This is a genomic window from Pedobacter sp. CG_S7 (assembly GCF_040544395.1).
In the GTDB taxonomy this organism is placed as follows: domain Bacteria; phylum Bacteroidota; class Bacteroidia; order Sphingobacteriales; family Sphingobacteriaceae; genus Pedobacter.
Window position 1 is genome coordinate 45,337 of the sequence record NZ_JBEONS010000015.1, and the last position, 26,367, is coordinate 71,703.

General features: G+C 37.3%; 24 protein-coding genes. 12 read left to right on the plus strand and 12 right to left on the minus strand.

Annotated features, from left to right (window positions below; genetic code table 11):
* Positions 1-8: 8 nt before the first annotated feature.
* The 6 genes from AAKU52_RS09825 to AAKU52_RS09850 form a co-directional block, all read right to left on the minus strand.
* Positions 9-1,466: a Gfo/Idh/MocA family protein gene (locus AAKU52_RS09825; RefSeq protein WP_354332841.1), complete on the minus strand. Its 1,458-nt coding sequence runs from the start codon at positions 1,464-1,466 to the stop codon at positions 9-11.
* A 36-nt stretch (positions 1,467-1,502) separates the two neighbouring features.
* Positions 1,503-1,901 carry a c-type cytochrome gene (locus AAKU52_RS09830; protein ID WP_354332843.1) on the minus strand — a complete coding sequence of 133 codons (399 nt, stop codon included), beginning with the start codon at positions 1,899-1,901 and terminating at the stop codon, positions 1,503-1,505.
* 97 nt (positions 1,902-1,998) lie between these two features.
* On the minus strand, positions 1,999-3,051 hold the full coding sequence (locus tag AAKU52_RS09835) for a sugar phosphate isomerase/epimerase family protein (RefSeq protein ID WP_354332846.1): 1,053 nt from the start codon (positions 3,049-3,051) through the stop codon (positions 1,999-2,001).
* Positions 3,052-3,054: 3 nt separating this feature from the next.
* Entirely contained in the window at positions 3,055-4,215 is a 1,161-nt protein-coding gene (locus AAKU52_RS09840) for a Gfo/Idh/MocA family protein (RefSeq protein ID WP_354332848.1), read from the minus strand.
* On the minus strand, positions 4,215-5,918 hold the full coding sequence (locus AAKU52_RS09845; protein WP_354332850.1) for a GMC oxidoreductase: 1,704 nt from the start codon (positions 5,916-5,918) through the stop codon (positions 4,215-4,217). Before AAKU52_RS09845 ends, AAKU52_RS09840 begins: the two co-directional genes overlap by 1 nt.
* A gap of 12 nt (positions 5,919-5,930) precedes the next feature.
* Entirely contained in the window at positions 5,931-6,602 is a 672-nt protein-coding gene (locus AAKU52_RS09850) for a gluconate 2-dehydrogenase subunit 3 family protein (RefSeq protein WP_354332852.1), read from the minus strand.
* A 168-nt stretch (positions 6,603-6,770) separates the two neighbouring features.
* Between AAKU52_RS09850 and AAKU52_RS09855 the strand changes: the two genes are divergently transcribed.
* Complete coding sequence (locus tag AAKU52_RS09855; protein ID WP_354332855.1) at positions 6,771-7,721, plus strand: NAD-dependent epimerase/dehydratase family protein; 951 nt, start codon at positions 6,771-6,773, stop codon at positions 7,719-7,721.
* An 18-nt stretch (positions 7,722-7,739) separates the two neighbouring features.
* Positions 7,740-8,465, plus strand: coding sequence for a YebC/PmpR family DNA-binding transcriptional regulator (locus tag AAKU52_RS09860; protein ID WP_354332857.1), 726 nt, complete (start codon positions 7,740-7,742; stop codon positions 8,463-8,465).
* 1 nt (position 8,466) lies between these two features.
* On the opposite strand, the gene AAKU52_RS09865 is transcribed toward AAKU52_RS09860, so the two are convergent.
* The 4 genes from AAKU52_RS09865 to AAKU52_RS09880 all read right to left on the minus strand — a co-directional run bounded on the left by AAKU52_RS09865 (position 8,467) and on the right by AAKU52_RS09880 (position 13,912).
* On the minus strand, positions 8,467-9,252 hold the full coding sequence (locus AAKU52_RS09865; RefSeq protein ID WP_354332859.1) for a carboxylesterase family protein: 786 nt from the start codon (positions 9,250-9,252) through the stop codon (positions 8,467-8,469).
* A 188-nt stretch (positions 9,253-9,440) separates the two neighbouring features.
* Positions 9,441-10,073, minus strand: a complete 633-nt coding sequence (locus tag AAKU52_RS09870) for a GDSL-type esterase/lipase family protein (protein ID WP_354332861.1) — start codon at positions 10,071-10,073, stop codon at positions 9,441-9,443.
* A 165-nt stretch (positions 10,074-10,238) separates the two neighbouring features.
* Complete coding sequence (trhO, locus tag AAKU52_RS09875) at positions 10,239-11,168, minus strand: oxygen-dependent tRNA uridine(34) hydroxylase TrhO (protein ID WP_354332921.1); 930 nt, start codon at positions 11,166-11,168, stop codon at positions 10,239-10,241.
* A 293-nt stretch (positions 11,169-11,461) separates the two neighbouring features.
* Positions 11,462-13,912, minus strand: coding sequence for a DUF5686 and carboxypeptidase regulatory-like domain-containing protein (locus AAKU52_RS09880; protein ID WP_354332864.1), 2,451 nt, complete (start codon positions 13,910-13,912; stop codon positions 11,462-11,464).
* A 136-nt stretch (positions 13,913-14,048) separates the two neighbouring features.
* On the opposite strand from AAKU52_RS09880, the gene kbl reads away from it, so the two are divergent.
* The 6 genes from kbl to AAKU52_RS09910 all read left to right on the plus strand — a co-directional run bounded on the left by kbl (position 14,049) and on the right by AAKU52_RS09910 (position 19,405).
* Positions 14,049-15,236 carry a glycine C-acetyltransferase gene (gene kbl, locus AAKU52_RS09885; RefSeq protein WP_354332866.1) on the plus strand — a complete coding sequence of 396 codons (1,188 nt, stop codon included), beginning with the start codon at positions 14,049-14,051 and terminating at the stop codon, positions 15,234-15,236.
* 15 nt (positions 15,237-15,251) lie between these two features.
* Complete coding sequence (gene pheS / locus AAKU52_RS09890; RefSeq protein WP_354332868.1) at positions 15,252-16,289, plus strand: phenylalanine--tRNA ligase subunit alpha; 1,038 nt, start codon at positions 15,252-15,254, stop codon at positions 16,287-16,289.
* Positions 16,289-16,693, plus strand: coding sequence for a Rieske (2Fe-2S) protein (locus AAKU52_RS09895; protein ID WP_354332870.1), 405 nt, complete (start codon positions 16,289-16,291; stop codon positions 16,691-16,693). Before pheS ends, AAKU52_RS09895 begins: the two co-directional genes overlap by 1 nt.
* Complete coding sequence (locus tag AAKU52_RS09900; protein ID WP_354332872.1) at positions 16,693-17,268, plus strand: TetR/AcrR family transcriptional regulator; 576 nt, start codon at positions 16,693-16,695, stop codon at positions 17,266-17,268. Before AAKU52_RS09895 ends, AAKU52_RS09900 begins: the two co-directional genes overlap by 1 nt.
* 314 nt (positions 17,269-17,582) lie before the next feature.
* A complete protein-coding gene (gene rlmD, locus AAKU52_RS09905; RefSeq protein WP_354332874.1) occupies positions 17,583-18,998 on the plus strand; it encodes a 23S rRNA (uracil(1939)-C(5))-methyltransferase RlmD in 1,416 nt (471 codons plus the stop codon).
* Positions 18,999-19,003: 5 nt separating this feature from the next.
* Positions 19,004-19,405 (plus strand): hypothetical protein, encoded by a 402-nt coding sequence (locus AAKU52_RS09910; protein WP_354332876.1) that lies wholly within the window; start codon positions 19,004-19,006, stop codon positions 19,403-19,405.
* A 53-nt stretch (positions 19,406-19,458) separates the two neighbouring features.
* On the opposite strand, the gene AAKU52_RS09915 is transcribed toward AAKU52_RS09910, so the two are convergent.
* Positions 19,459-20,172, minus strand: a complete 714-nt coding sequence (locus tag AAKU52_RS09915; RefSeq protein ID WP_354332878.1) for a head GIN domain-containing protein — start codon at positions 20,170-20,172, stop codon at positions 19,459-19,461.
* A gap of 126 nt (positions 20,173-20,298) precedes the next feature.
* Between AAKU52_RS09915 and AAKU52_RS09920 the strand changes: the two genes are divergently transcribed.
* The 4 genes from AAKU52_RS09920 to hemH all read left to right on the plus strand — a co-directional run bounded on the left by AAKU52_RS09920 (position 20,299) and on the right by hemH (position 25,132).
* Positions 20,299-20,808: a phosphoribosyltransferase family protein gene (locus tag AAKU52_RS09920; RefSeq protein ID WP_354332880.1), complete on the plus strand. Its 510-nt coding sequence runs from the start codon at positions 20,299-20,301 to the stop codon at positions 20,806-20,808.
* Between the two features lie 64 nt (positions 20,809-20,872).
* Positions 20,873-21,721: a 4-hydroxy-3-methylbut-2-enyl diphosphate reductase gene (locus tag AAKU52_RS09925; protein ID WP_354332883.1), complete on the plus strand. Its 849-nt coding sequence runs from the start codon at positions 20,873-20,875 to the stop codon at positions 21,719-21,721.
* Positions 21,722-21,737: 16 nt separating this feature from the next.
* The gene (locus tag AAKU52_RS09930; RefSeq protein ID WP_354332885.1) at positions 21,738-24,116 is read left to right on the plus strand and encodes a TonB-dependent receptor; all 2,379 of its coding nucleotides are present in this window, start codon (positions 21,738-21,740) and stop codon (positions 24,114-24,116) included.
* 2 nt (positions 24,117-24,118) lie between these two features.
* Complete coding sequence (hemH, locus tag AAKU52_RS09935; RefSeq protein WP_354332887.1) at positions 24,119-25,132, plus strand: ferrochelatase; 1,014 nt, start codon at positions 24,119-24,121, stop codon at positions 25,130-25,132.
* Here hemH and AAKU52_RS09940 read toward each other — a convergent pair.
* Complete coding sequence (locus AAKU52_RS09940; RefSeq protein ID WP_354332888.1) at positions 25,129-26,349, minus strand: 3-deoxy-D-manno-octulosonic acid transferase; 1,221 nt, start codon at positions 26,347-26,349, stop codon at positions 25,129-25,131. The genes hemH and AAKU52_RS09940 overlap by 4 nt on opposite strands.
* Positions 26,350-26,367: the final 18 nt, after the last annotated feature.

Below are 26,367 nucleotides of genomic sequence, written 5' to 3' on the forward strand. Positions count from 1 at the left end.
TTTTATAATTAAACACCTAAAGTCCATCCTTTACGGTATTCGCGTTTTACAAACTGATTGACATCATCAAGATTAGTAACCCTCATGTTGTTGTTGTCCCATAATAATTTGATGTTTCTACCAGGGTAAATAATCTTACCAGCCTCATTTTTGCGCTGAACATCAACGCCTCTGATTGCAAGGTTTGCCATCAATAAAGCTTCCGTTAGCGGACCAGCAATTTCAAATGGTGAGCTGAGTTGTTGTTTCCCATACCCAGCGATACTTGCCTCTACCCATTGCGCATAATGACCATCCGCTGCTCCCTTCACGCGGGCAAATTTTTCTGGAACTTTAATGTCTTTATTACGGCTAAGTGGTAACAACCGTGGGTTAGCACTATAAGTGCTGGCCATCATTTTGCCCTTCGTTCCAATAAATAATGTTCCGTTTCCGCCATCACCAAAAGTTTCATTTGCGGCTAGTTCTTCAGGTCTCTCTGGCTGTATGCCACCATCCATCCAATGTACAACAACATCCCCTTTAGTTTTATCCGTTTTAGGGAATTTCAAAGTAACATGGCTTGAAGGAGGGCAACTGTCAGGGAAATACCCACGTTTAAACTCATCTACATACACGGAACCTACACTTGCCTGCACTTCACTTGCATATTTTAAATTAAGTACACTGAATGGAGCTTCCAACAAATGGCATCCCATATCACCCAATGCACCTGTTCCATAATCCCACCAGCCGCGCCAGTTAAAAGGAACTAATTTATCTACAAAGTCCTTATAAGGAGCTGTACCCAACCATAAATCCCAGTCTAATTCCTTTGGTATTTCAGCTTTGTTTGCCGACCATGGAATTCCCTGGGGCCAAACAGGCCTGTCGGTCCAGGCATAAACAGTATGCACATCGCCAATTAATCCTGCATCATACCATTCTCTCATTTGTCTGGGACCGTCATTAGAGGCACCCTGATTACCCATTTGGGTTACTACCTTGTATTTTTTAGCCGCTTCAGTTAACGCACGTGCTTCATAAATGTCGTGCGTTAGAGGCTTTTGAACATAGACATGTTTGCCCATCTGCATGGCGGCAAGCGTAATGATGGCATGGTTATGATCAGGAGTGGATACAGACACTGCATCAAAGTTTTTTCCTTCTTTATCGAACATTTCCCGCCAATCTTTATAAAACTTAGCTTTTGGAAATGCTTTAACCGTTTTTGCTGCCCTGCGGGTATCTACATCGCAGAGGTAACCAATATCGGCTTTCCCGCTTTCATAAAATTTAGCAATGTCTGATTGCCCCTTACCTCCTACACCTACACCGGCAATTATAAGTCGGTCGCTGGGAGCTAAAAAGCCTTTGCCCCCTAATACATGCCTTGGTACAATCATAAAAGCAGCAGATGCTATAGCTGCTGATTTAATAAATGAACGTCTGTTTGCTCCAGTTTTATCAACAATTGGTTCTTTCATAGTTTTTTGATTTAAGGTGAGTTAATTTAGGCAGTTTTATTCTTTTATAGCTAAAATATATTTAACCATTTCTTTAGCATCATCTGGAGCAATCGTAGGGTGTGGGGTCATCGCAATTTCACCCCATACACCTTTACCGCCAGAAATAATTTTATTTGCCAGGTTAGTTACATTCTCATCATTAAGCGGATATTTTTTAGCGATTTCTAAAAAAGAAGGGCCAATAATTTTTTGAGTTTTATTATGACAGGTTAAACAGTCTGATTTGGCTATCAATTTCTCACCTGGAAGTTCCGCTTCCGTAGCAGGAGCCGTTGCACTTTCTGTTGTCGTAGTGGTTGTAGTAGTACCTTGTTCTGTGGATTTAGAAGCATCATTTCCACAAGATGCCATTGCTAAGGTAAAGCAACTTAAAATTAAAAGTGTCTTTTTCATTTGTATATAATTTGTTTTTCAAATTTGATGAACCTATCATGAGCAATATTAATTGCTTTGTAAGTGTTTGCTCATGATGGTTGCATTTCTGTGTTAATTAAATTCCTAATATTTTTTTGTTAAAATCTTCATTTCCACCTGTTGAGGCAAAATCATCGAATGCACGTGCTGTAACTGGAATAATATGGTTTTTTATGAATTCTGCGCCTTCCCTCGCACCGGTATTGGAATCTTTTATGCAACATTCCCATTCCATCACAGCCCAGCCCTGAAAATCGTATTGCGCTAGTTTACTGAAGATTGTTTTAAAATCTACCTGACCATCACCTGGAGAACGGTAACGTCCCGCACGATTTGCCCAGCTTTGGTAACCGCCAAAAGTACCTTGCTTTCCTGTAGCATTAAATTCCGCATCTTTCACGTGAAAGGCTTTAATCCTTTCATGGTAAAAATCTATATACTGAATATAATCCAACTGCTGTAACACAAAATGTGATGGGTCATACAATAAACAAGCTCGGGGATGGTTGTTCACTTTTTCTAAAAACATTTCGTAAGTAATGCCATCAAAAAGGTCTTCACCGGGGTGAATTTCATAACAAACATCTACACCGTTTTCATCAAACTCATTTAAAATAGGCAACCAACGTTTGGCAAGTTCAGTAAAACTGGCATCAACTAAACCTTCGGGTCTTTGTGGCCAGGGGTGAAACATGTGCCACAATAATGATCCACTAAAAGTAGCATGAGCTTTTAAGCCCAAGTTTTGAGAAGCTTTGGCTGCATATTTCAACTGTTGTACTGCCCATTCTGTCCTTGCTTTTGGATTGTTTTTATAGGCTTCCGGCGCAAATGCATCAAAAGCAAGGTCGTATGCTGGATTTACGGCAACCAATTGTCCTTGTAAATGGGTAGATAATTCTGTAATCTCTAATCCATAAGAAGCAATTTTACCTTTTAATTCATCAGCATAAGTTTTACTTTCTGCTGCTAGCTGCAAATCAATAAATCTATTATCCTGGGTAGGCATTTGTATGCCTATAAAACCCAAGTCGGCCGCCCATTGACAAATCCCTTCTAAGGAATTAAATGGGGCCTCATCTCCAATAAATTGGGCTAAAAAAACTGCTGGTCCTTTAATTGTCGTCATTTGTTAAATTTTAAAATCATACCACTTCTGGTCTGATTGTCCTGAAGCTACAACATTCTCAATAAATGCCATGCCCCTTACGCCATCTGTTGCATTTGGAAAGTCTAACATTTCCTTTGTCGGCAGGTCGCCTTCCAAAACTGCACTTAATGTTAATGCGAAGTTTCTATAGATATTTGCAAAAGCTTCAAGGTATCCTTCTGGATGCCCTGATGGGGTTCTGCTATTATGTTGAGCAAAGGAAGATAAGTAACCATTCCCTGTACGGTATAATTGCGCTGGGGCATCCAGCCATTTTACTTTTAAGGTGTTTGGTTCTTCCTGGTGCCATTCTAGACTGCCTATTTCACCATATACTTTTATAGTTAATGCATTTTCTTCTCCTGCAGCAATTTGCGAAGCCATTAATATGCCGTTTGCACCATTGTTAAACTTTAATAACAAGTTGCCATCATCATCCAATAGCCTTCCATCTACTACACGGTTAAGATCGGCACATATTTTAGTGATTTCTAATCCGGAAATATACTCTGCAAGTTGAGCAGCATGAGTACCAATATCACCCATGCAACCGCTTTTGCCGCTTTTTGAAGGATCCGTACGCCATGCAGCTTGTTGGTTACCTTCTCTTTCAGTGGGCAGGCTTAGCCAGCCTTGAGGGTATTCGACACAAACTTTTCTAATTTCGCCAAACTTACCTTCTTTTACCATTTGTCGGGCTTGTTTTACCATTGGATAACCCGAATAAGTATGTGTTAAACATAATAATAACCCCGTTTCCTTCACTTTAGTATTTAGCTTTTTCGCTTCTTCTAAAGTTAGCGTCATTGGTTTATCAATAACAACATGGAATCCATGTTCCAATGCCATCATTGCAGGTTCAAAATGTGCAAAATTAGGGGTTACAATACTCACAAAGTGCATGCGCCGATCTGCAGGAAGTTTATATTCTGCTTCGATCATTTCTTTGTAAGTACCGTAATTTCTATCTTCCGGTATAAATAAATCTTTACCAGAAGCTCTGGCCGTTTCAGGATTAGAACTTAAAGCGCCACAACTTAGTTCTATTAATCCATCCATGTTTGCTGCGATGCGGTGGATTGCGCCAATAAAAGCATTCTTTCCACCGCCAATCATACCCATTCTTAATTTTCTTACAGCCATTAAATATTTTGTTTTTTTAGTTCACTTACAGCAAAATCACATGCTCTTGCTGTTAATGCCATATAAGTAAGGGAAGGGTTTTGACATGCTGCTGAAGGCATGCAAGATCCATCTGTTACAAATACATTTTTAACTTCATGCATTTGATTCCATTTATTTAGAACAGAGTTTTTAGGATCATTACCCATTCTTGCAGTACCCATCTCATGAATCGCCATACCTGGAGTAGAGCCATTATCGTAAGTATTTACATCCTTAATACCTGCAGCTTCCAGCATTTCTGCTGCATCATTCATCATGTCTACGCGCATTTTTTGCTCGTTATCTTTAAATTCACAATCAATGGCTAAAACGGGCTGACCCCATTTATCTTTTTTAGTTTTATCAATATAAACACGGTTTTCATAATAAGGTAGTGACTCTCCAAAACCGCCTAGTCCCATATTCCATGCTCCTGGCGTAGTCATGGTGTCTTTAAATTCACCACCAAATGCCATTTCAGCAACATCGGTATGCCAGTTTCCTCTGTTGGCACCACCCTGGTAGCCAAATCCCCTAACGTAATCACGTTTATCATTACCAATATTTCTATACCTTGGAATATAAATGCCGTTTGCACGTCTGCCATAAGTATATTTATCATCAAAGCCTTCTGCACGGCCTGATGCACCACAACGGAAATGGTGGTCCATTAAGTTATGTCCTAATTGACCACTGCCATTACCTAAACCATCAGGGAATTCATCAGAAGTCGAGTTTAATAACAAAAAGGTAGAACCTAAAGTCGATCCATTTACAAAAACAATTTTCGCAAAATATTCTATCGTTTCTTTAGTCTCTGAATCAATAACCAAAACACCTGTGGCTTTTTGAGTTTCCTTATCATATAAGATTTGGTTTACCAGTGAAAAAGGACGAACGGTTAAGTTGCCAGTTGCCACTGCTGCGGGTAAGGTAGAGGATTGAGTACTGAAATAAGCACCAAATGGACAACCCCTGCTGCATAAGTTACGGTATTGACATTTACCTCTTCCACCATGCTCCACTGTTAAGTTTGCTACACGGCCAATGGTAATGATCCTTGCTTTATTATAATGATCTTCTACACGCTTCTTAACCGATTTTTCTACACAATTCAATTCCATTGGTGGTAAAAACTCTCCATCTGGAAAGTGAGGATAGTTTTCTGCCTGTCCACTGATGCCTGCAAATTTCTCTACATAATCATACCATGGGGCAATATCTTTATACCTGATAGGCCAATCATTTCCATGACCATCTTTAGCATTGTCCTCAAAATTCAGGTCACTTAAGCGATAACTTTGACGGCCCCACATAAGAGATTTACCACCTACATGAAACCCCCTGTACCAGTCAAAACGTTTTACCTCTGTATAAGGACATTCCAAATCATCCACCCAAAAGCTTTCATTGAACTCCTGATAGGGGTAATCTCTTTTTTGAACGGGATGAGTTCTTTTTTGTTCCTCTGTTAGACGACCCCGGTGTTCAAATTCCCAAGGCTTTTTCGTTGCAGTGGTGTAGTCTTTTATATGTTCAACGTTTCTGCCTCTTTCCAGCATTAAAACTTTTAATCCTTTTTCTGTCAGCTCTTTTGCTGCCCAGCCGCCACTTATTCCAGATCCAATGACAATGGCATCATAGGTATTTTGCGCTGTTGCTTTTGTATTTAAATTACTCATGGTTTTTTTTTTTTAGGTTGCCCAAACTTTCTGACCTGGTTTAAGATCTACGCAGCCATCATAACGGCCGGGAATATCTAAATAAGCGTAAGCTTTAGTTGCCCCGATCTCAGAAGTGAAATAACCTAATAAGGTCAAGTCGCGCATAATTACAAAAAAATAAGGCGTTTCTGGTTTTTTTTCTTTAGCATTCATCGGTTTCCCTGCTTCTTCTTTTTCAGATTTTTTAACAACTGTATTTTCTGATGCTATTCTTTCGGCTTCAGTTTTGTCTCTTTCTGTTTTTTGATTTGCAACGGTTTCATCTCTCACCTTACCTAATAACTGCTCGCGTTCTTTAACAGTTATTTTTAAAAATGAATTGTTAAATTCTTTTTTAGACCTACTTTCCAGATCCTCTAATCCTTTAACAAATGCTTTTTGTGCCTCCTCTGGATAACAGTCCTTCAGCATCATTGAAATAAATGGTCCTACACCTGCGGCTTTAGCACCTGGTGAGGAAGTGGTTGGAATGATAATGTCTGCAATTTCAGCAATTAGTTTTTCCTGGTCTGCAGAAAATAAGGTGGCATTATTTTTGTTTCCAGTCGGGCTGCAACCTTCTAGAAATACCCCTATTGTGGTGGCAGAAAGTGCTCCTCCCAGTAAAAAAGCAACACTTTTGACTGCATCTCTTCTATCCATAATGTTTTATTTTGGGTTTTTTAGGTTCTTTATAATTTTGAATCTTCTAAAATAATAAAAATCAGAACTTAAAGTGTATTTATTTATAAAATCATTTCTTTTTATATTGATTTTGTTACCTGATTAAAATATCCTTCCTTTTTTTACCTTTGCCAAAACGTAATTTCAATGAGTGAAAAAATACTGGTATTAGGCTCAAACGGACAAATTGGTGTTGAATTAGTCAGTGCTTTGAGAAACACCTATGGCGAAAACAATGTTATCGCTTGTGATATACGCAGACCTGATTATGATGTTAAGAATTCTGGACCTTTTGAATTTGTCAATGTTTTAGATAAAGTTACTTTAAATAGTGTTTTTCTTAAATATAAACCTAGCCAAGTTTACTTGCTTGCCGCTTTACTGTCTGCAACAGGTGAACAAAATCCTAAGTTGGCTTGGGATTTAAATATGAATGGTTTACTGAATATTTTGGATTTAGCCCTGATTTACAAAACAGCCAAGGTTTATTGGCCAAGTTCAATTGCAGTGTTCGGGCCAAGTTCTACAAAAGTAGATACACCGCAGTCTTGCGTAATGGATCCCAATACTGTTTATGGCATTAGTAAACTGGCTGGCGAAAGATGGTGTGAATATTATTATCAAAAATTCGGGTTGGATGTAAGAAGTATTCGTTATCCAGGATTAATAAGCTATAAAGCTGCCCCTGGTGGGGGTACTACAGATTATGCCATCCATATTTTTCATGAGGCCTTAAGAAAAGGTAGCTATGCTTCCTTTTTATCTGCAGAAACAGAATTACCAATGATGTATATGGATGATGCAATCCGCGGTACTATTGCACTTATGGATTCCTCAGCAAGTCAAATTACCATTCGTTCCAGTTATAATTTTGCCGGAGTTAGTTTTACTCCTGAAGATTTGGCTGCAGAAATCAGGAAATATATTCCTGAATTTAAATTAACTTACCTGGAAAATGATCCACGTCAGCAAATTGCCGATAGCTGGCCAAGATCTATTAACGACAGCTTTGCAAAGACAGATTGGGGATGGAAGCCCGAATTTGATCTCGCAAAACTGACAAATGAAATGTTGCAAAACTTAAAAAATAATAAGTAAATAAAATTGATCACCACTATGGGAAGAGCATTCGAGTTTAGAAAAGAAAGAAAATTTAAGCGTTGGGCTAAAATGGCCGTTCAATTTACCCGTATCGGTAAAGAGATTGTAATGGCTGTGAAAGATAATGGCCCTAATCCAGATACCAACTCTCGCTTACGTACAGCAATTCAAAATGCTAAAGCTGTGAATATGCCAAAAGATAGGGTCGATGCTGCTATTAAAAGAGCCTCAAATAAAGATGAAAATGGCTATGAAGAATATGTTTATGAAGGTTATGCACATCATGGGATTGCCATTTTAATTGAAACCGCAACAGACAATACCAATAGAACAGTAGCCAATATTCGTAGTTATTTTAATAAAACTGGGGGTACATTAGGTAAAACAGGTTCTCTTGATTTTATTTTTAACCGTAAATCTATCTTTAGATTTTTCCCGGGAGATAAAGACCTGGAAGAATTGGAGTTTGAATTAATTGACTCAGGCCTCGAAGAGTTGTATCTAGAGGCAGATGAAGAAGGTAATGACATCGCTGTAGTGCAAACTGCTTTTGAGGATTTTGGTAAAATGCAAAAAGCATTGGAAGAATTAGGCGTTGAATTGAAAAGCGCAAAATTAGAGCGTATCTCTTTATCTACTTCTGCCGTAACCGAAGAAGAAGCAGTAGACGTTTTTAAGCTTATTGATAAATTAGAAGAAGATGATGATGTGCAAGCTGTATATCATAATATGGAAGAATAAATTATTTCTTGTGAGCGAATAACCAGGGTAACAGTTGAGGTTCGGCAAATGCTGCGTCCCAACTGTTATGATTGGCTTCTGCATACAGCGTAAATTTCACTTCCTTTCCAATTATTTTTAAATGATCTGAAATCTCTTTGGAAAACTCATAACTAACAACGTCATCCTTTCCTCCATGAAAAATCCATAATGGAATACTTTTGTATTTTTTTACATTAGCAATATTATCTCCTCCACAAATAGCAAAAGCCGCAGCAAAAGTTTTACGCTTACGTCTCAACAATTCATAAGTGCCCATTGCACCCATAGATAAGCCACCAACATAAACTTGTTTCTTATCAATATAGGGCTTTTTTAAAATATCATCAATCATTCCTATTAAAGCATGCATCGCTGCAGTAGTTTTTCCTCTTTTTTTGAATTCAAATCTATTTTTCCCCGTCTGCCCTGCGTTTATTTGAACGTTCGACCAGTAGTCGTTTTTTGGGCACTGTGGAAATACCACAATGGCTGGCAATTGCTTCCGTATATTTGTCCTTAAAAACAATTCTCCACCATGAACTAATTGCGACTCGTTGTCTGAACCACGTTCACCACTTCCATGCAGAAAAAAGACAACAGGATATTTCTGTGCCGGATTGTAATTTTCTGGATAAAGTATGCGGTATGAAATGCTGTCTTTTCCTTTTATAAAGCTTCCTTTATCATATTTACTTAGATCCTGGGCTTTAACCTGAGATCCGCAGAGTATTATTATTAATAAAAGTAGGAATTGCTGCTTTCTCATTGGACTATTTATGTTTTAAAAGTTGATGAAGCGATCAGGAGTAAATGTCGCATATTTATTTCATAGTATATAGGTAGATGTTCAAACATCCCTTAAGATTGACCCAATAAAAATTTTAAATTCTCCAAGCTCTGCCCCAAATTTTAAATTAGCATTGTAGAACTTTAGGTCACTCCATAGTGGGATGGTTACTGTTTAATTAAATATGGCGTAATTTCTTTTATCCAGATGGCATATCCATCTGCATTTAAGTGTAGCATATCTTCCAAAAATAATTCTGGACGGAGCTGTTTGTTTTTAAGCATTTTGCTGTTTACATCAACAAAATTGGTGTTGCTGTAATTTGCGAGGTAGTTTTTTATAAGGGTATTGGTATGCGTTATCGTTTCTGCATATTTAGTCCTCGACGGGCTGTTTTTTATCGAAACATAAAGTATAGCCACTTGAGGTAATTTATTTCTAATATTAGTGAAAAAGGTGGCAAACCTATTTAAAGTCTCCAATGAACTGATGTTATCTGATGCGATATCATTTTCACCGCTATAAATTACTATTTGACGTGGCTGATATGGAAAAACTAAGTCTGAGATGTAATAATTCGCCTGACTAAGAGTAGAGCCTCCAAAACCTCTATTGATTGCCTTATAATCTTTGAACACACTTTCTAAGTCTTTCCAATTGGTAAATGAAGAGCTTCCTACAAATAGAATTCCAGCCTTTGTTGGCATAGCCAAACTGTCTTTATGTTTAAATTTTTGAATGTCATTCCAAAATATTGGTTTTTCCTGTGCAATAGATTTCCCGCTGATTACGACAGACATAAAAAAAAGGTAATAAAAAAAACGTTTCATATATTTATTATGAGTTAACCTTAATTACTTTAGTTTTCTTAAATATGCTATTTATATCGATAGCTTTAATGCTAAAATAAATAAGCAGTTTGATAAAGGTTGCCCAATTCAGCCACACTGATTAAATATTTTTGATTATGCCTTTACCTGTTGTGGAACCTTCACATAATAGCCCGTTCCATCATAGGTGCGTTTGCGTGGATTTGTAACACAATTGGCAGAACAGCAACCCAATAGTTCTTCGCCACAGTCATCACATTGGGTAATATGTTCATTACATTCAGGATTAGCACAATTGATCATTTTGGGCGTTGTTTTGCCACAATTGTAGCACTTGGAAACAATAGTTGGATTAACCGTATTTACATCTACTGCAATCCGGTTATCGAAAACATAACATTTACCTTCAAAATCCTGACCGCCCGCTTCCTTTCCATATTTAATAATACCGCCATGTAACTGGTAAACATCATTAAAACCATGATGCAACAGCAATGCAGACGCTTTTTCGCATTTTATACCTCCTGTACAATACGTCAATACTTTCTTGTTTTTATATTTTGCCAATTCATTGATTTTGTCAGGGAAATCCCTGAAATTTTCAATGTCTAACGTCACCGCATTTTTAAATCGGCCCAGGTTATGTTCGTAATTAGAACGTACATCAAGGATAACCACATCCTCTTCATCAATCATTTTCTGGAATTCTGCGGGTTCTAAATGCTTACCTGTTTGCTTATTTGGATCAATAAGGGTTGGATCTCTTAAGCCCGAATGTACAATCTCCGACTTATAGCGGCAGTGCATTTTAATGAAAGAGGGTTCTGAAACGTCATCAATTTTAAAATCTGTTTTAGCGAAACGCTCGTCTGCTTTAATGAAAGCCATATAGGCCTCGCAAGCTTCCTTAGTTCCAGAAACGGTACCATTTAAGCCTTCTTCAGCTACAATAATACGGCCTACAAGGCCAAGGGATTTACAAAAAAAAAGATGATCTGCCGCAAATTGTTCTGCGTTTGCTATCGTACTGTAGCAATAGTAAAGGAGGGTCTGGAATTTTTTCATCATAATTGATACCGTTGCATACGGCGTTTAATATTGCAAAAATACATATTTTTTTTATCCTCAGTTTAGCTTTTCTTAAAGGTGTTGTTCTGGATGCCTGCTTTAGAAACATGATGTGTTCTCAACTCAACACGCTAAGTATGCGTTATAACTTGTTTTCACCAATGGCTAAGCTCCTTCCCACCTCATGCGCACCTAGTGGCGGATATCCCGAACGAGGTCCCTATTAGCTCCCCGCCAAGTCGCTATAAGGTCACAACTGTGTATAACTGTCATCAGTCGATAATGTAACCTTAAAACCCGTAAGATATTCTGAATCCCTGTTGAACTTTCTTGTTGCCATCGTAGGCAAAACCGTAAGTAGCCCTGAAAATTAACCGCTGTAAGCCAAAATAAAACTCCTTGTAATTCTTTTTTAGAGGCTGAGTAAGGTAGCTGCCGCCAATTACTTCTTCTAGTTTTAGTTTTCGTATTAAAGGAACCTTGTTCATGATCAGGCCCGCAAAGTTGTACTCCAGGTGCGCTTCTACATAATGACGGTCAGTGCTGTACTGGTAAAAATCAAGGAATGAAAACTTCCTGATGTCTGGTAAGGATGTTAAGGAATTATTACCCCTGAAGTGTTTACTATCGGGGTAAAAAACCACGTTATTGTTTAAGAATTTTCCTGCACCAACAACGAAAGAAAAATAACCCCATAAGCCGGTACTGATTCTATCTTTATACACCTCTAAACTAATCAGGTCGTAATCTACATCGCTGTTAAATACTTTGTTAATACCTTTTCGGTAGCTCAACTCTAATCTTGGCGACTTAGATTCCTGGTAAATTTTTCCGTCGGGCCGGGTAATGTATTTTTGTCCAAAGGTATAAGCTAATGTTGCAGTAGCAGTTAGCGCTTTATAATCAGGAAATAACGGTGTTTCTATTATAGGCGAGAAGGGATTATTAGTTGTAAACTCCAGTTCTTTCTTATCGAAAAACTTGAAATCTGAATGGTTTACCAGGTGTTTGTTCCTGCTGTATTCTAAGGCTATAGTACCCTGTAAACCGCGGGCCAGTTCTCTAGATGTTCCGCCGTTAAGGAATGTTTTTTGATAAAACTTGGGGAAATTCTTTTCAAACAGCAGTGAGTTTAAGGTGTTTGATAATAAATTCATCGTCACATATCGGTTAAGATCATATATGCCTGAACCAAAAGAGAGGTTAACGTTAGCTTTATGCACAGGATCATACACATAATCGCCAGTTAAATTTGCCGTAAGCGTATGGTTAGCAAAACCATACCTTACCTCTGGACGGATGCTGTATTTACGTTTGTATTCAAATTCTTTAAGGTAAGTTACACCATATTTTAAGCCAAAACCCTCTACTGTATTATAAAATATGGCCTTTAAAACCGGATCCAATTTTAAAGATTCTTTATCATACCTGTTATTGATGGTGTAATTAGTCAATAAAAGTTTGGGTATCGTAAAATTATTATTTACCCTTTCCAAAGAGTCGAGATAGTACTTTGATTCTTTTCTTTTGGAGATGCTATCTTTGCGAATGTAATTTGATTTTTCTTCTAAGTTTAATGGAATTGGCCTTTGCGCTGCCCAATAGGCCTCGTCTTTATCGTTCACATCCTTCGGTATTTTAAGAATTTCCCCTTTAAAATAATTGTCTGGAAAGTTAGGCCGCAGGTTGTAGTTATTGTAAACGCCAAGGTAATAGCCATCAAACTTAAAGCCCATTACATTACCATTAAAGGTGAAGTTAATGTTGGATGGCATATAAGTGCTGTCGACTTTTATAAACTGTTGGGTAATATTTAGCGTATCAACCAGGTTAATGCCTGTATTTTTGGTTAGGTATAATTCTGTGCCTTGTATCCTCCAGCTGTCGTCGGCTATATAAATAATTCCCCGAAAAACTGGGTCATGTTTACGGCGTGGGATAACTTCAATTTTATTAATATTTATACCGTTTTCTATAGTAACGCCTAACAGTTTATAGTGGTAATAGAAAAGCGCAAAATCTGCAATTGGTGATACAAAACCCCTGGAGCTCAATACATTTTCCAATATGATGTTATTGTAGAAATTGATATCAAGGTCTGAAGCTTTATTAAAGCTAAATGCATTGTTGCGACCGGCAACTTTTGAGGCTATCATTTCTTCATGGATTTGATTTGGCCTTCTGCAATTGAATATGGATTGCGATTCAGATTGGTAAAGGATACCCCTTCTGTTAGTGTCGAGGTCTAAAGTTTTTTGTATGTCTTTACCAAAGAATTTTTTAGGTGCGCCAACTAATTTCTGTACGCCTTTAATGTAAACATTACAGCTAAATTCTTTAACTTCATTTAAATGCTTTTTGCGGTTATTAATGGCGTTTTTAATTATTTCATAAGCCGGATCTTTTACCTTTGCACTTATACTGACCTCTTTTAAGGTGTATGATTCTGGTGTTAGCACAATGTTAACGGTATGATTGCTTTCCATCACCACAGCCATTTCTATCGTTTTATAACCTATTGTTTTATAAATTATAGTGTAAATCCCTTTGTTGAGTTTCAATGCATAAATACCATCAATATTAGCTGAAGTGCCAATGGTGGTGTTTTTAATGTATATGGAAGTAAAAGGTATAATTTCACCCTGTTGGTCTTTAATGTTGCCAGTTAACATTAATTGTTGCGAATAGACACTGCTAAAAGCGACCAGGAAGAATAAAAGCGCTAAGTAAATTTTTTTCATATTTAACCTAAATATATAAATATCATGTAATTTTTTTATTAAAAATGATTTTTATGTTACTGTTTTGTTATGCCCCAAAATTAGTGTGGTTTGGTAAAGTGATAATTTCCTAACTTTGCTTACCAATTGAATAAAAATGTATAAAACATTACAACCGATTCTTAAACAAGAACTAGACCAAATAGAGAAAGATGGCTTATTTAAACGAGAAAGAATTATAGTTACCCCTCAGGGAGCTGAAATTAAAATTAGTACCGGACAAGAAGTGATCAATTTTTGTGCAAATAATTACCTTGGTCTTTCTTCAGATGCAAGGGTAAAAGCAGCAGCAAAAAATGCGATCGATAAATATGGTTATGGGATGTCTTCTGTGCGCTTTATATGTGGTACTCAAGATGTGCATATCGAATTGGAAGCTAAACTTTCTGAATTTTTAGGTACCGAAGACACCATTTTATATGCTGCAGCATTTGATGCTAATGGGGGTGTTTTTGAGCCTTTATTTAATGATTTAGACGCTATCATTTCTGATGAGTTAAATCATGCTTCTATTATTGATGGTGTTCGCTTGTGTAAAGCCAAACGCTTTCGGTATAAACATAACAACATGGAAGACCTGGAAGCTCAGCTTCAAGCTGCTATCGGTTGTAGAAATAGAATCATCGTTACTGATGGTGCTTTTTCAATGGATGGCACCATTGCTCAGTTGGATAAGATTTGTGATCTTGCCGACAAATATGAGGCTTTAGTGATGATCGATGAATCGCATTGTTCAGGTTTTATGGGCAAAAACGGTAGAGGTACACATGAACATTGTGGTGTAATTGACCGCATAGATATTATTACCGGAACTTTAGGTAAGGCTTTGGGTGGTGCTTCAGGAGGTTTTACTTCAGGTAAAAAAGAGATTATTGCCATGCTTCGCCAGCGTTCCAGACCTTATTTGTTCTCCAATACTTTAGCTCCAGCAATTGCAGGGGCTTCTATAGCTGTTTTGGATCTGCTGAGGGAAACAACAACCCTGCGGGATAAATTGGAATCCAATACCCTTTATTTCCGTGAAAGAATGACTACAGCAGGTTTTGATATCCCAGCAGGGATACACCCAATTGTACCGGTAATGTTATATGATGCGAAACTGGCCCAGGAATTTGCTTCAAAAATGCTGGAAGAAGGGATTTATGTGATTGGTTTTTATTATCCTGTTGTGCCTCAGGGAAAGGCTAGAATAAGAGTGCAGCTTTCTGCAGCTCATGAACAACATCATTTGGATAAAGCCATCACTGCATTTACCAAAGTTGGTAAGGAACTGGGTGTTATTTAGCGTATATTTGCCACCATGTTACAAGAGAAGATAACACAATACACGGAAGAAATAAATACTTTTTCAACCGCAAATGCGGATGAACTTGAACAATTCAGAATCAAATTTCTGGGTACTAAAGGAATCATTAAGGATATTTTTGATGAATTTAAAGCGGTTTCTCCTGAAGAGAAAAGAATATTAGGGAAAGTCTTAAATGAGTTTAAACAATTGGCCGAAGCCAAATACGCAGCTTTAAAAGATCAAAGTGAGGAAGAATTTACAGGCAAAGAGGCAGGTTTAGACCTTACGCTACCTGGAGAGGGATTTGATATTGGCTCACGCCACCCCCTGGCTTTAGTAAGAAGAGAAATCATAGCTATATTTAATAAACTTGGTTTCATCGTTGCTGAAGGCCCGGAAATTGAAGACGACTGGCATAATTTTTCTGCTTTAAATTTTCCTGAGGAACATCCTGCGCGTGATATGCAGGATACTTTCTTTATTAAAAAAGGAGGAGAAAAAGGTGACATCGCTTTACGTACGCATACTTCTTCTGTACAAGTTAGAATGATGGAGGCTGGAAAACCACCTTTTAGAGCAATTATGCCTGGTCGCGTTTACCGTAATGAGGCCATTTCTGCCAGGGCACATTGTTTCTTTCATCAGGTTGAAGGTTTATATGTAGATGAGAATGTTTCTTTTGCTGACTTAAAACAAACCTTGTTTTACTTTGTTCAGGAGTTATACGGAGCGGGTACAAAGGTGCGTTTCCGTCCTTCTTATTTTCCTTTTACAGAACCTTCTGCAGAAATGGATATTTCTTGTACTATTTGTAAAGGTGCGGGTTGCCAATTGTGTAAATACAGTGGTTGGGTAGAAATTTTAGGCTGCGGTATGGTAGATCCTAATGTATTGGAAAATTGTGGTATTGATTCTAAAAAATACAGTGGCTTTGCTTTTGGAATGGGTATTGAACGTATTGCCAATTTGAAATTTGAAATTAAGGACCTGCGTTTGTTCTCTGAGAATGATGCCCGTTTCCTAAAACAATATAAAACATCGTTGTTTTAATGATAAAAAGTAACACTGCGCTTTGTTTCTTGTTGTTATTGTTTGTTAGTTGTGCAAAAGAAGGAACATTTATTCCTAATGTGCCTGTTAATTACAATATCACCATACAGGAATTTAAAATTAGCGCAGTAAATAATGTATTACTGGTGCCAGAGCAGGGTGTTGCTGGTTTACTTATTGTCTCAACTGCATTCGGTTATAAAGCTTATGACCGCTGCAGTTCTGTAAATCCAGAGACAAGATGTAAAATCATACCCGATGAAGGAAGTATCACTGCCACTGATCCTTGTACAGGTGCCAAATTTTTGCTTACAGACGGAAGTCCGGCAAAAGCACCTGCGGTGAGAAATTTAAAAACTTACACCATCACACAAAGTTATCAGGGTTTACTTATAACAAATTAATGGAACCAGAGAAAATTAAAGAAAGTATACTTAGGGCTGCTAAAGAGTTGTTCAGAAAATACGGTTATCATAAAACCAGTGTCAATGAAATAGCTAAAAAAGCACGCATCGCTAAGGCTACTATATATAAATATTTTGAGAGTAAGGAACAGATTCTGGATGCAATTTTAATGAATTACCTAGACCTTAACCTCCATGAGATACTAAAAAATAAAGCGCAGTTTGCAGATGAAGAAGAGCATTTAAAGGCACTAGTGATGAAAACCTGCAGGCTGACTTATACCGTTTGCAATGAGTTTATTGGTTGGGAGTTTGTTCGTGAAAATGCAAATTCACAAGAGTTTTTAAAGCACCTGTCTGATCAGCTTGAATCTTTATTGCTTGCCGCTTACCTTCAACTAGATCACTTTAAAAATAACCCTTCCCGCAGGGAAGGGCTCGCGTTTCTTTTAAAAGCTAGTAAAAGCATTGTTTTTTCTTTTGCCTTTACCTCCGTTAGCGATTCAGATGTTCGTAAAAACTTTGTAAGCTTCCAAAAAGAACTTCTTCCTTTTCTGGTTAAAGCTGCTTTATAAGCAAAATAATTGACGGTATTCTTTACAAAATCTTAATATGTACCGTATCGGTTTCTGGTATAAAAACGCCTATATTTGTATTTTAAAATGCATTTATAATGAGCAAAGAGGTTTTAGAGTTTTCTATATTGATAGAGGAGAAATTTGATATGAACTTTAACTTAGCTGAAGGTCTTTTAGGGTTTATTCTTAAAATTTTTGGTAAGTAAGAAAGCAAATACATTTTCTTTTTTATAGGCATTCCCCGTGCCCTGAAACACTTGTGTCAAAAATATCCTGTTTGGGATAAAAAAAACCTGTAAATTTGCGGCATAATGAGTAGAAACAAAAAATCTGGGACGGTTACAATCCTTCCTAATTTGCATATTATAGATATCGCTGAAGAGGGTAAAGGTGTTGGTAAAGCCGATGAACTCGTAGTTTTTGTAGATAAAGCTGTTCCCGGGGATATTGTGGATGTGCGCCTGATGAAGAAAAAGAAAAACTTCGCAGAAGCCATTATTGAAGTGCTACATACTGCTTCAGAATTTAGAACAGATCCTTTTTGTCAGCATTTTGGTACTTGCGGTGGCTGCAAATGGCAACACATGCAATACGATGCGCAATTACAATTTAAATATAAAAATGTTGAGGCTGCCCTGCAGCGGTTAGCAAAAGTAGATACTTCTTCCATGGAACCTATTCTGGGTTCTGCTGAAAATAAATATTACCGGAATAAACTAGAGTATACTTTTTCTAATAAGCGCTGGTTGGATAAACAGGATATGGATGACCAGGAAGACCTGGAGTTAAATGCCTTGGGTTTTCATGTTCCGGGCAGGTTTGATAAAATTCTCGATATCGACCATTGTTACTTGCAGGCCGAGCCTTCTAATACTTTAAGAAACCAGGTTAGGGCTTATGCGCTAAATGCGGGTTTAAGCTTTTATGATTTGCGTAACCATGAAGGTAGTTTACGGAACCTTATCATCAGAACGTCTACCACAGGAGAAGTTATGGTTGCAGTTATCTTTGCTTATGTGGAACAGGAGCAAATTGATGGCTTAATGGAACACCTTAAAGTGAACTTCCCCGAGATTACTTCTTTGCAGTATATTGTTAATCAAAAGAAAAACGATACCATTTTTGATCAGGACGTGATTACTTATGCAGGCAGTGATCATATTTTTGAAGAAATGGATGGGCTGAAGTTTAAAATTGGGATTAAATCTTTTTACCAGACAAATTCTATTCAGGCGCATGAGCTGTACAAGATAACCAGAGATTTTGCTGGCTTTACTGGTGATGAACTGGTTTATGATTTGTATACCGGTGCTGGAACCATTGCTAATTTTGTAGCACGTAATGTAAAACAGGTGGTTGGTATAGAATATGTGCCCACAGCTATTGAAGATGCAAAGTTTAATTCTAACCTGAATGGAATTGCGAATACGCTTTTTTATGCCGGCGACATGAAGGATATTTTAACTGCTGCTTTCATTCTGGAGCATGGTAAACCTGATGTAGTGATTACTGACCCGCCAAGAGCAGGTATGCACACTGCTGTAGTAGAGCGCTTATTGGAGCTGGAGGCAGATAAAATTGTTTATGTGAGTTGCAATGCCGCTACGCAAGCTAGAGATATTGCCTTGTTAAAGGAGAAATATGAAGTAGCACGAATTAAGCCTGTTGATATGTTCCCTCATACGCAACATGTAGAAAATGTGGTTTTATTGAAAATAATAAAATAAATAGAATGGATTTAGAAGAGTTAATGCCGCAACAACCTGACGGAAAAAAGGAAGAAAAACAGAAAAGTCCGCTGGTTAGTCTTGAAAAGGATCTAGAACTTTATGCATCCTCTATCAAAGAAGTGGCCTTAGAAATTATGTTGGAAGGAATATCGGCAAATCCCATTTTTATTGCCCACCAGCATACGGTGAGTATTGGCGAGATGATTTTGAATAGAGATGAACTGCATACCGAATGGAGCATTCAGGCATCAACAGTTGAGGAGTTTATTGAAAAAGGAATCATCAAGCCGGAGAAAAAAGTTTTATTCTTAAAGGCTTACAAAAAGCCTGAAGATTACATGTGTGTATTTGTAATTGTACCTGAAGGAGCAAACTTTATTTATTATCCTTATCAAAAAAGATAAAAAAATCCCTGCTGGGAGGGGGTTCTCAGCAGGGATACAAAAAACTAATTGTATTATCTTACGCTCTTCACTTCTCCGCTTTTGGAAGAGTTATTTTTTAAGGAAGCATTTCCTTTAAATGTAATATCACTGCCACCACTAGCACTGGCTTCGAGCGCTTTAGTGACATGGATTTGCACATCAGATCCACCGCTGGATTTTACCCTTGCATTCTCTACGATAAAGTTGAAAGCATTGATATCGCTGCCACCGCTGGAGTGGATAGACATATTCGTCGCTTTTCCCTTTAAATCAACATCGGCCCCTCCGCTAGCTTGTACTTGCAAATCTTGAGTCATTAAATCTAGCCTCATATCTGAACCTCCTGAAGCATTAATGTTTAGTCTGGGGGTTTTAATGGTGTTTTGCGTGTAAACGTCACTTCCACCACTTGCCGAAATGGCATATAAAGATTTATAGCTTACATAAGCCTTGATTTTTTGTCCGCGGAAAATAAGTTCCCAACTCACATTGTCTTTATATTTAATAGTTAATTGTGTCCCATTTTTTTCAATAAGCACATTTTTAAGCAGCTCTCCACTCGTCATTATTTTCACACTTTCTGTATTCCCCTGACTCAAATATAAATCAATGTCGCTGGAAACGTTTATTTCATTAACGTTTTGAACCATTACTGTTTTAGTTTGCTGTCCGAATGCGGTTATGACATAGCCTAATAATAAAAGGATTAGTGTTGCAAAGGGTTTTAGTGATATTGATTTACTCATGGGGATCTTTTTATAAAGTTTAGACGCGTTTGAAGTCGAAACGTTGCATCAAATAGAAAATATTTTTCAAATATTTGATTTTGTACCTTAAAATGGTTTTTTTTGTAACTTAAATAAGGTGCAACAATGGCTGATACTAAATTATTAATTCTAGATAAAATTCAAATACAACAAAAAATTAATCGCATTGCTTACCAGATACTGGAAGATAACCTCAATGAAAAAGAAATTGTATTGGCAGGTATTTGGGACAGGGGCTACAAGCTTGCCAAAAGGTTAAAAGAAGTCTTGTTAGCGATCTCGGATTTAAAAATTATTTTATTGCGTATTGACCTGGAAAAGGAAAATAGTAAGTTAATAGCTAAAACAGACCTTGACGAAAGTAAATGGATGAATAAAGTCATCATTTTAGTAGATGATGTATTGAATAGCGGCAAAACTTTGTCTTATGGTCTGGGTGTGTTTTTAAATACCCCTCACAAGAAAATTCGGACTGTTGTACTGGTAGATAGAAGCCATAAAATATTCCCTATTGCTACAGATTTTGTCGGACTGCAAATGTCGACCGTGTTAAAAGAACATGTTGATGTGGTATTGGATGTTGAAGGTATGGACGATTGTGTCTATTTAAGCTAAATGGACTAAGGATCGAAATTTTATGTATTTTTGTGTCTCCCATTGAACAATAATAAAAATTGAGATGAAATACGATTTAGCTGTTACCATAGATAAGTCTTCAGGATTTTGCTTCGGCGTAGTTTATGCCATCGAAATGGCTGAAGATATTTTAGCGCAGGAGCCTTATTTATATTGTCTTGGCGATATTGTTCATAATGATGAGGAAGTAAAACGCCTCACCAATAAAGGGCTACGCATTATTGGGCATGAAGAGTTGGAAACCCTGCGCGAGGAGAAAGTTTTGATTCGGGCACATGGTGAAGCTCCGTCTACTTATGAGCTTGCGCTCAAAAATGACCTTACTTTAATAGATGCGTCTTGTCCGGTAGTTTTGAAGCTGCAAAACAGGATCAAAAATTCTCATGATGACCAGGAGCAAATCGTAATTTTTGGTAAACATGGCCATGCGGAAGTAATCGGTTTACAGGGGCAAACTGATGGTAAAGCCATTGTTTTTCAGGATTTGGAAGAGCTTGATCATGTTAAACTCCCTTCAAAATTCACTTTATATAGTCAAACTACCAAAAGCACCGATAAATTTTATCACATCAAAGAAGAGCTATTGAGTAGGGGATATGATGTTAAAGCAAATGATACCATTTGCCGACAAGTGTCCAGCCGTTATGAAGCTTTAGAGAATTTTGTTGCAAACTATGATAAGATTATTTTTGTGTCTGGCAAGAAATCATCCAATGGAAAAGTTTTATATGATGTTTGTAAAAAATACAATGATGCATCCTACTTCATTTCAAATGTAGATGAGCTTGAACTTTCCTGGTTTAACAAATCGGATAAAGTAGGGATCTGCGGTGCAACCTCTACTCCAATGTGGTTAATGGCAGAGGTAAGAACTGCCTTATTAGCTTATTAATCTGTTTATATTAAAAATGCTTGTTTTCCGAAAAACCTATCTTGTTGTTTTTATTGCCTTGTGTGCAAACATGGCTTTTGCTCAAAATGGAATTATTAAAGGCAAAATTAGAGATGCCTTTAGTAATGTAGCCCTTGCAGGGGTTACAGTCTATGTGCAGGGAATAGATAATCCTGTAAAAAGTGATAGTCTGGGTAATTATACCATTCAAGCTTTACCTCCTGGAGTTTATAACCTTAGCTTTTTGTATATAGGCTATAAGCGTAAATCTGTTTTTGATATTGCCGTTAGTTATGCCAAGCCTGCAATTTTTGATGTTGCGCTAGAAACTGAAGTAAGTGCTTTAAATGAAGTGGTTATAGAAGCCCCTAAATTTATTAAACCTTTAGAAAGTCCTTTGTCTTTACGTACCATAGGTGCCACTGAAATTAAAAGAAATCCGGGTGGTAACAGGGATATTTCTAAAGTAATACAATCTTTACCAGGAGTGTCTGCACCGGTAAGTTTTCGTAACGACATTATTATTCGTGGTGGTGCACCGAATGAAAATAGGTTTTATATTGACGGCGTAGAAATCCCTAACATTAACCACTTTACCACCCAGGGATCATCGGGTGGGCCTGTAGGATTAATTAATGTAGATTTTATTAAGGAAGTTGATTTTTACTCTGGTGCTTTTCCCGCTTCAAGAGGAAATACCTTAAGCTCGGTTTTTGAATTCAAGCAAAAAGATGGTAACCCTGATCGTCTGGGCACATCTTTAACGCTGGGATCCAGTGATTTTGCCACAACTGTAGAAGGACCTTTAGGGGAAAAAACCACTTTTATTGCTTCCTATCGTTTGTCTTATTTACAAGGTTTATTCAAACTGCTGGGCTTGCCTTTCCTGCCTTCCTATCAGGACTTTCAATTTAAAGTGAAAACCAGGTTCAACCCAAAGCATGAATTAACATTGCTTGGTCTGGGGGCCATCGATAAGTCTACCCTAAATTTTGGAACTGAAATAACGGAAAGTAACCAATACCTGCTGGCAAATTTGCCAGAGAATAATCAGGAAAATTATACCCTGGGCGCAGTTTATAAAAATTACCGCGACAGAGGTTTTTCTTCACTGGTGTTGAGCAGGAATTACTTGAATAACCGAGCTGATAAGTTTAAGGATAATAATAAAAATGACATTAAAACTTTAGATTATGTATCAAAGGAAATAGAAAATAAGCTACGTTTTGAAAATTCCTCAAAGGAAGGGGATTATAAAATTAATTTTGGCGCAGGTTTAGAAAGTGCTGAATACAATACCAAAACTTTACAATATTTACCGGGTGGGACAGAAGAGTACCAGTCTGATTTGAGCTTTGTTAAATATGGATTCTTTGGCCAGTTGAGCGCCCCTTATTTCAATAATAAATTAAATCTTTCTGTGGGTCTTCGTTTTGATGGGAATACTTATGCTGCTCAGCTGAACAATCCATTGAAAACTTTCTCACCAAGGTTCTCAGCTGCTTATAATTTAAATGATAATATTAGTTTTAATTTTAATACCGGCATTTATTACCAGTTGCCTACTTATACTTTGTTAGGCTATCGATTAAATGCGACAGGGCCTTTACTCAACAAGCATGTTGATTACATCAAGTCTACACAGTTTGTTGCTGGAGTGGAATACAATACCATGAAAAACACCAAATTTACGGTAGAGGGATTTTATAAAGGTTACTCGAGGTATCCGATGATAGCTGTATTGGGTGACACTATTCCACTAGCAAATCTTGGTGCAGATTTTGGTGTAGTAGGTAACAGACCATTAACCGGGGTTACTGATGGCAGAAGTTACGGACTGGAATTCTTTGCTCAACAGCGCTTAAACAAGGGTTTCTATGGTATTTTTGCTTTGACTTTATATAGAAGTGAATTTAAAGATAAAAATGAGGTGTTTGTACAGTCTAGCTGGAACAATCGTTTTATTTTAAGTATGACCGCCGGTAAGCTTTTAAAAAGAAACTGGGAAATTGGTGCTAAATTCAGGTATACCGGTGGGGGGCCTTATACTCCTTATGATGTCCCTTATTCTTCATTAAAAAGTAATTATTCAGTTTATCCTCAGGGTATTCAGGATTATGATCAATTGAACGTTAGTAGATTAAAGGATTTTTACCAGCTCGATTTGAGGGTTGATAAGAAATATCCATTCAAGAAATTTAACCTTAACGTATATTTGGATATTCAAAATTTAACTTATAACAAGTACGAAACACAGCCGCAATTAGCATTAGATAGAGATGTGAATGGAAACGCCCAGGATATGACGGGAGATCCATCACGCTATAAAACTAAATTGCTGGCCAATACCAGTGGAAATATTTTACCTTCCATCGGCATTATATTTGAATTTTAACTATGGGAAAAAAGGGTATATTATTTGTGAATTTAGGAACGCCGGATAGTCCGGAAGTTAGTGATGTACGTAAATATCTGGATGAATTTCTGATGGATGAGCGTGTAATCGACATTAATGCTTTTAAAAGGACTTTATTGGTTAAAGGTATTATTGTGCCTTTCCGTAGCCCTAAAACGTCAAAGCTTTATAAAGAAGTTTGGGATGAGAATGGTTCTCCTTTGTTGTATTATAGTAAAATACAGGTTGCCTTGGCACAGGAAGCGCTTGGTGATGAATATCATGTAGAATTGGCTATGCGATACCAAAGTCCTTCTATTATTACTGCCCTTGACAATATGAAAGCCGGTTTAGTGGAAAGCATTAAAGTTATTCCGTTGTTTCCACAGTATGCCTCTGCAAGTACGGGTTCTGTTATTCAGAAGGTGATGGAAATTGTTAGCAAATGGCAAACTATTCCACCAGTAACTTTTATCAATTCTTTCCATGACAATAAGCTGATGATTCAGACTTTTGCTGCTAATGCCAGCCGATATCAACCTGAAAAATTCGATCAGATTTTATTCAGTTTTCATGGATTGCCTGAAAGGCAACTTGTTAAGTGCGACCACTCCGGTCACCATTGTTTAAAGAAAGATAATTGTTGTGCTACATTAACTGATGCTAACAAGTTTTGTTATTCTGCACAATGCCATGATACTGCAAGGTTAATTGCTGAAGAATTGAATGTTCCTGCTGAAAAATATTCCGTTTGCTTTCAATCGAGATTAGGTAAAGAACCGTGGGTGCAGCCTTATACCATTGATGTTTTAAAGGATTTAGCTGCAAGGGGTAAAAAGAGGTTACTTGTTTTCTGCCCCGCTTTTGTTGCTGATTGTTTGGAAACCCTTTATGAGGTCAGCGTGGAATACCAAGAGGATTTCAAAGCCTTAGGAGGTGAAGAAGTGCAATTGGTAGCTAGTTTGAACGATAATCCGAAATGGATTGAAGCTATGGTAGAAATGGCAAAATCCTAAGTTAACCAAGGTTTTATTTTTTCTAATATACCTTTGGTAGCTCCTTTTTTCTCCATCACATAAACCTGGGCTTTTTTGCCTGCGGCAGGGTTTAAGGTGAAGGTCTGGATAGCATTTTCCAGACCTTCACCATCTGAAATTGAGCTGGCTGCCTGCAACTTTATCAAATCTTTAGCTTCCTGAAATTTCTGGTAACGTGGTCCAAATATAACCGGTAAACCAAACGCTGCGGCTTCCAGTGTGTTGTGTATGCCTGCACCAAAGCCTCCTCCAATATAAGCGATGTTGCCATATTGATAGAGGGAGGATAACAACCCAATATTGTCTATAATAAGAATTTGAAAACTGCTAGGTGGGGTATTTTTAAGCGAAGTGTATTTTAAAGCGCCAGGAAATAAAGCAACGATTTGACTAATATGGGCCGCATCAATTTCATGTGGGGCCAATATTACTTTCCAGTGTGCATGGTTCTTAATCCATTCTGCAATTAAAGCTTCATCTTGTGGCCATGTGCTGCCTGCAATAAGTACGTTAGACCCCTTGATAAATTCTTCTACCACTGTTAGTTTTTTTACAGTAGCCACATTTTCAAATACCCGGTCAAAACGTGTGTCGCCACTCAAACTTACCTGATCAATCCCAATTCCATTTAAAAGCTCCTTACTCTCTTCATTTTGTACAAAGATATGAGTTATGCTGGTTAGCATAGAACGATAAAAACCACCATACCATTTAAAGAACAACTGATTTGGCCTAAATATGCCCGAAATTAAAAACAAAGGGATGTTCCGCGCTTTCAATATTTTAAAATAATGATACCAAAATTCATATTTGGTAAATACCGCTATCTCCGGATTGATAATGTCGATGAATCTTTTTGCATGATTAGCTGTATCCAGTGGCAAATAAAAAACGCCTTCTGCAAGTGCATAATTCTTTCGGATTTCATAACCAGAGGGAGAGAAAAAAGTAACCACAATTTTTTTGTCAGGATATAGTTCTTTTATTTTCTCTAAAACAGGTCTTCCTTGTTCAAATTCTCCTAATGAAGCAAAATGAAACCATACATGCCGGTGGTTTGAATTGATACTTTTCTGTAGGTGTATAAAAATATTTTGTCTGCCTTGAATAAAAAGTTTAGCTTTAGGATTGAATAAAGCAAACAGGTTAACCAGGAGGCTATAAAAGTAAATACCAAAGTTATAAAGGCAAAGCATTTTGGATGTTTATTTGTT

Coding starts and splice junctions, on each gene's coding strand:
- AAKU52_RS09825 (WP_354332841.1), bottom strand. CDS start 1,466: ATGAAAGAACCAATTGTTGATAAAACTGGAGCAAACAGACGTTCATTT.
- AAKU52_RS09830 (WP_354332843.1), bottom strand. CDS start 1,901: ATGAAAAAGACACTTTTAATTTTAAGTTGCTTTACCTTAGCAATGGCA.
- AAKU52_RS09835 (WP_354332846.1), bottom strand. CDS start 3,051: ATGACGACAATTAAAGGACCAGCAGTTTTTTTAGCCCAATTTATTGGA.
- AAKU52_RS09840 (WP_354332848.1), bottom strand. CDS start 4,215: ATGGCTGTAAGAAAATTAAGAATGGGTATGATTGGCGGTGGAAAGAAT.
- AAKU52_RS09845 (WP_354332850.1), bottom strand. CDS start 5,918: ATGAGTAATTTAAATACAAAAGCAACAGCGCAAAATACCTATGATGCC.
- AAKU52_RS09850 (WP_354332852.1), bottom strand. CDS start 6,602: ATGGATAGAAGAGATGCAGTCAAAAGTGTTGCTTTTTTACTGGGAGGA.
- AAKU52_RS09855 (WP_354332855.1), top strand. CDS start 6,771: ATGAGTGAAAAAATACTGGTATTAGGCTCAAACGGACAAATTGGTGTT.
- AAKU52_RS09860 (WP_354332857.1), top strand. CDS start 7,740: ATGGGAAGAGCATTCGAGTTTAGAAAAGAAAGAAAATTTAAGCGTTGG.
- AAKU52_RS09865 (WP_354332859.1), bottom strand. CDS start 9,252: ATGAGAAAGCAGCAATTCCTACTTTTATTAATAATAATACTCTGCGGA.
- AAKU52_RS09870 (WP_354332861.1), bottom strand. CDS start 10,073: ATGTCTGTCGTAATCAGCGGGAAATCTATTGCACAGGAAAAACCAATA.
- trhO (WP_354332921.1), bottom strand. CDS start 11,168: ATGAAAAAATTCCAGACCCTCCTTTACTATTGCTACAGTACGATAGCA.
- AAKU52_RS09880 (WP_354332864.1), bottom strand. CDS start 13,912: ATGAAAAAAATTTACTTAGCGCTTTTATTCTTCCTGGTCGCTTTTAGC.
- kbl (WP_354332866.1), top strand. CDS start 14,049: ATGTATAAAACATTACAACCGATTCTTAAACAAGAACTAGACCAAATA.
- pheS (WP_354332868.1), top strand. CDS start 15,252: ATGTTACAAGAGAAGATAACACAATACACGGAAGAAATAAATACTTTT.
- AAKU52_RS09895 (WP_354332870.1), top strand. CDS start 16,289: ATGATAAAAAGTAACACTGCGCTTTGTTTCTTGTTGTTATTGTTTGTT.
- AAKU52_RS09900 (WP_354332872.1), top strand. CDS start 16,693: ATGGAACCAGAGAAAATTAAAGAAAGTATACTTAGGGCTGCTAAAGAG.
- rlmD (WP_354332874.1), top strand. CDS start 17,583: ATGAGTAGAAACAAAAAATCTGGGACGGTTACAATCCTTCCTAATTTG.
- AAKU52_RS09910 (WP_354332876.1), top strand. CDS start 19,004: ATGGATTTAGAAGAGTTAATGCCGCAACAACCTGACGGAAAAAAGGAA.
- AAKU52_RS09915 (WP_354332878.1), bottom strand. CDS start 20,172: ATGAGTAAATCAATATCACTAAAACCCTTTGCAACACTAATCCTTTTA.
- AAKU52_RS09920 (WP_354332880.1), top strand. CDS start 20,299: ATGGCTGATACTAAATTATTAATTCTAGATAAAATTCAAATACAACAA.
- AAKU52_RS09925 (WP_354332883.1), top strand. CDS start 20,873: ATGAAATACGATTTAGCTGTTACCATAGATAAGTCTTCAGGATTTTGC.
- AAKU52_RS09930 (WP_354332885.1), top strand. CDS start 21,738: ATGCTTGTTTTCCGAAAAACCTATCTTGTTGTTTTTATTGCCTTGTGT.
- hemH (WP_354332887.1), top strand. CDS start 24,119: ATGGGAAAAAAGGGTATATTATTTGTGAATTTAGGAACGCCGGATAGT.
- AAKU52_RS09940 (WP_354332888.1), bottom strand. CDS start 26,349: ATGCTTTGCCTTTATAACTTTGGTATTTACTTTTATAGCCTCCTGGTT.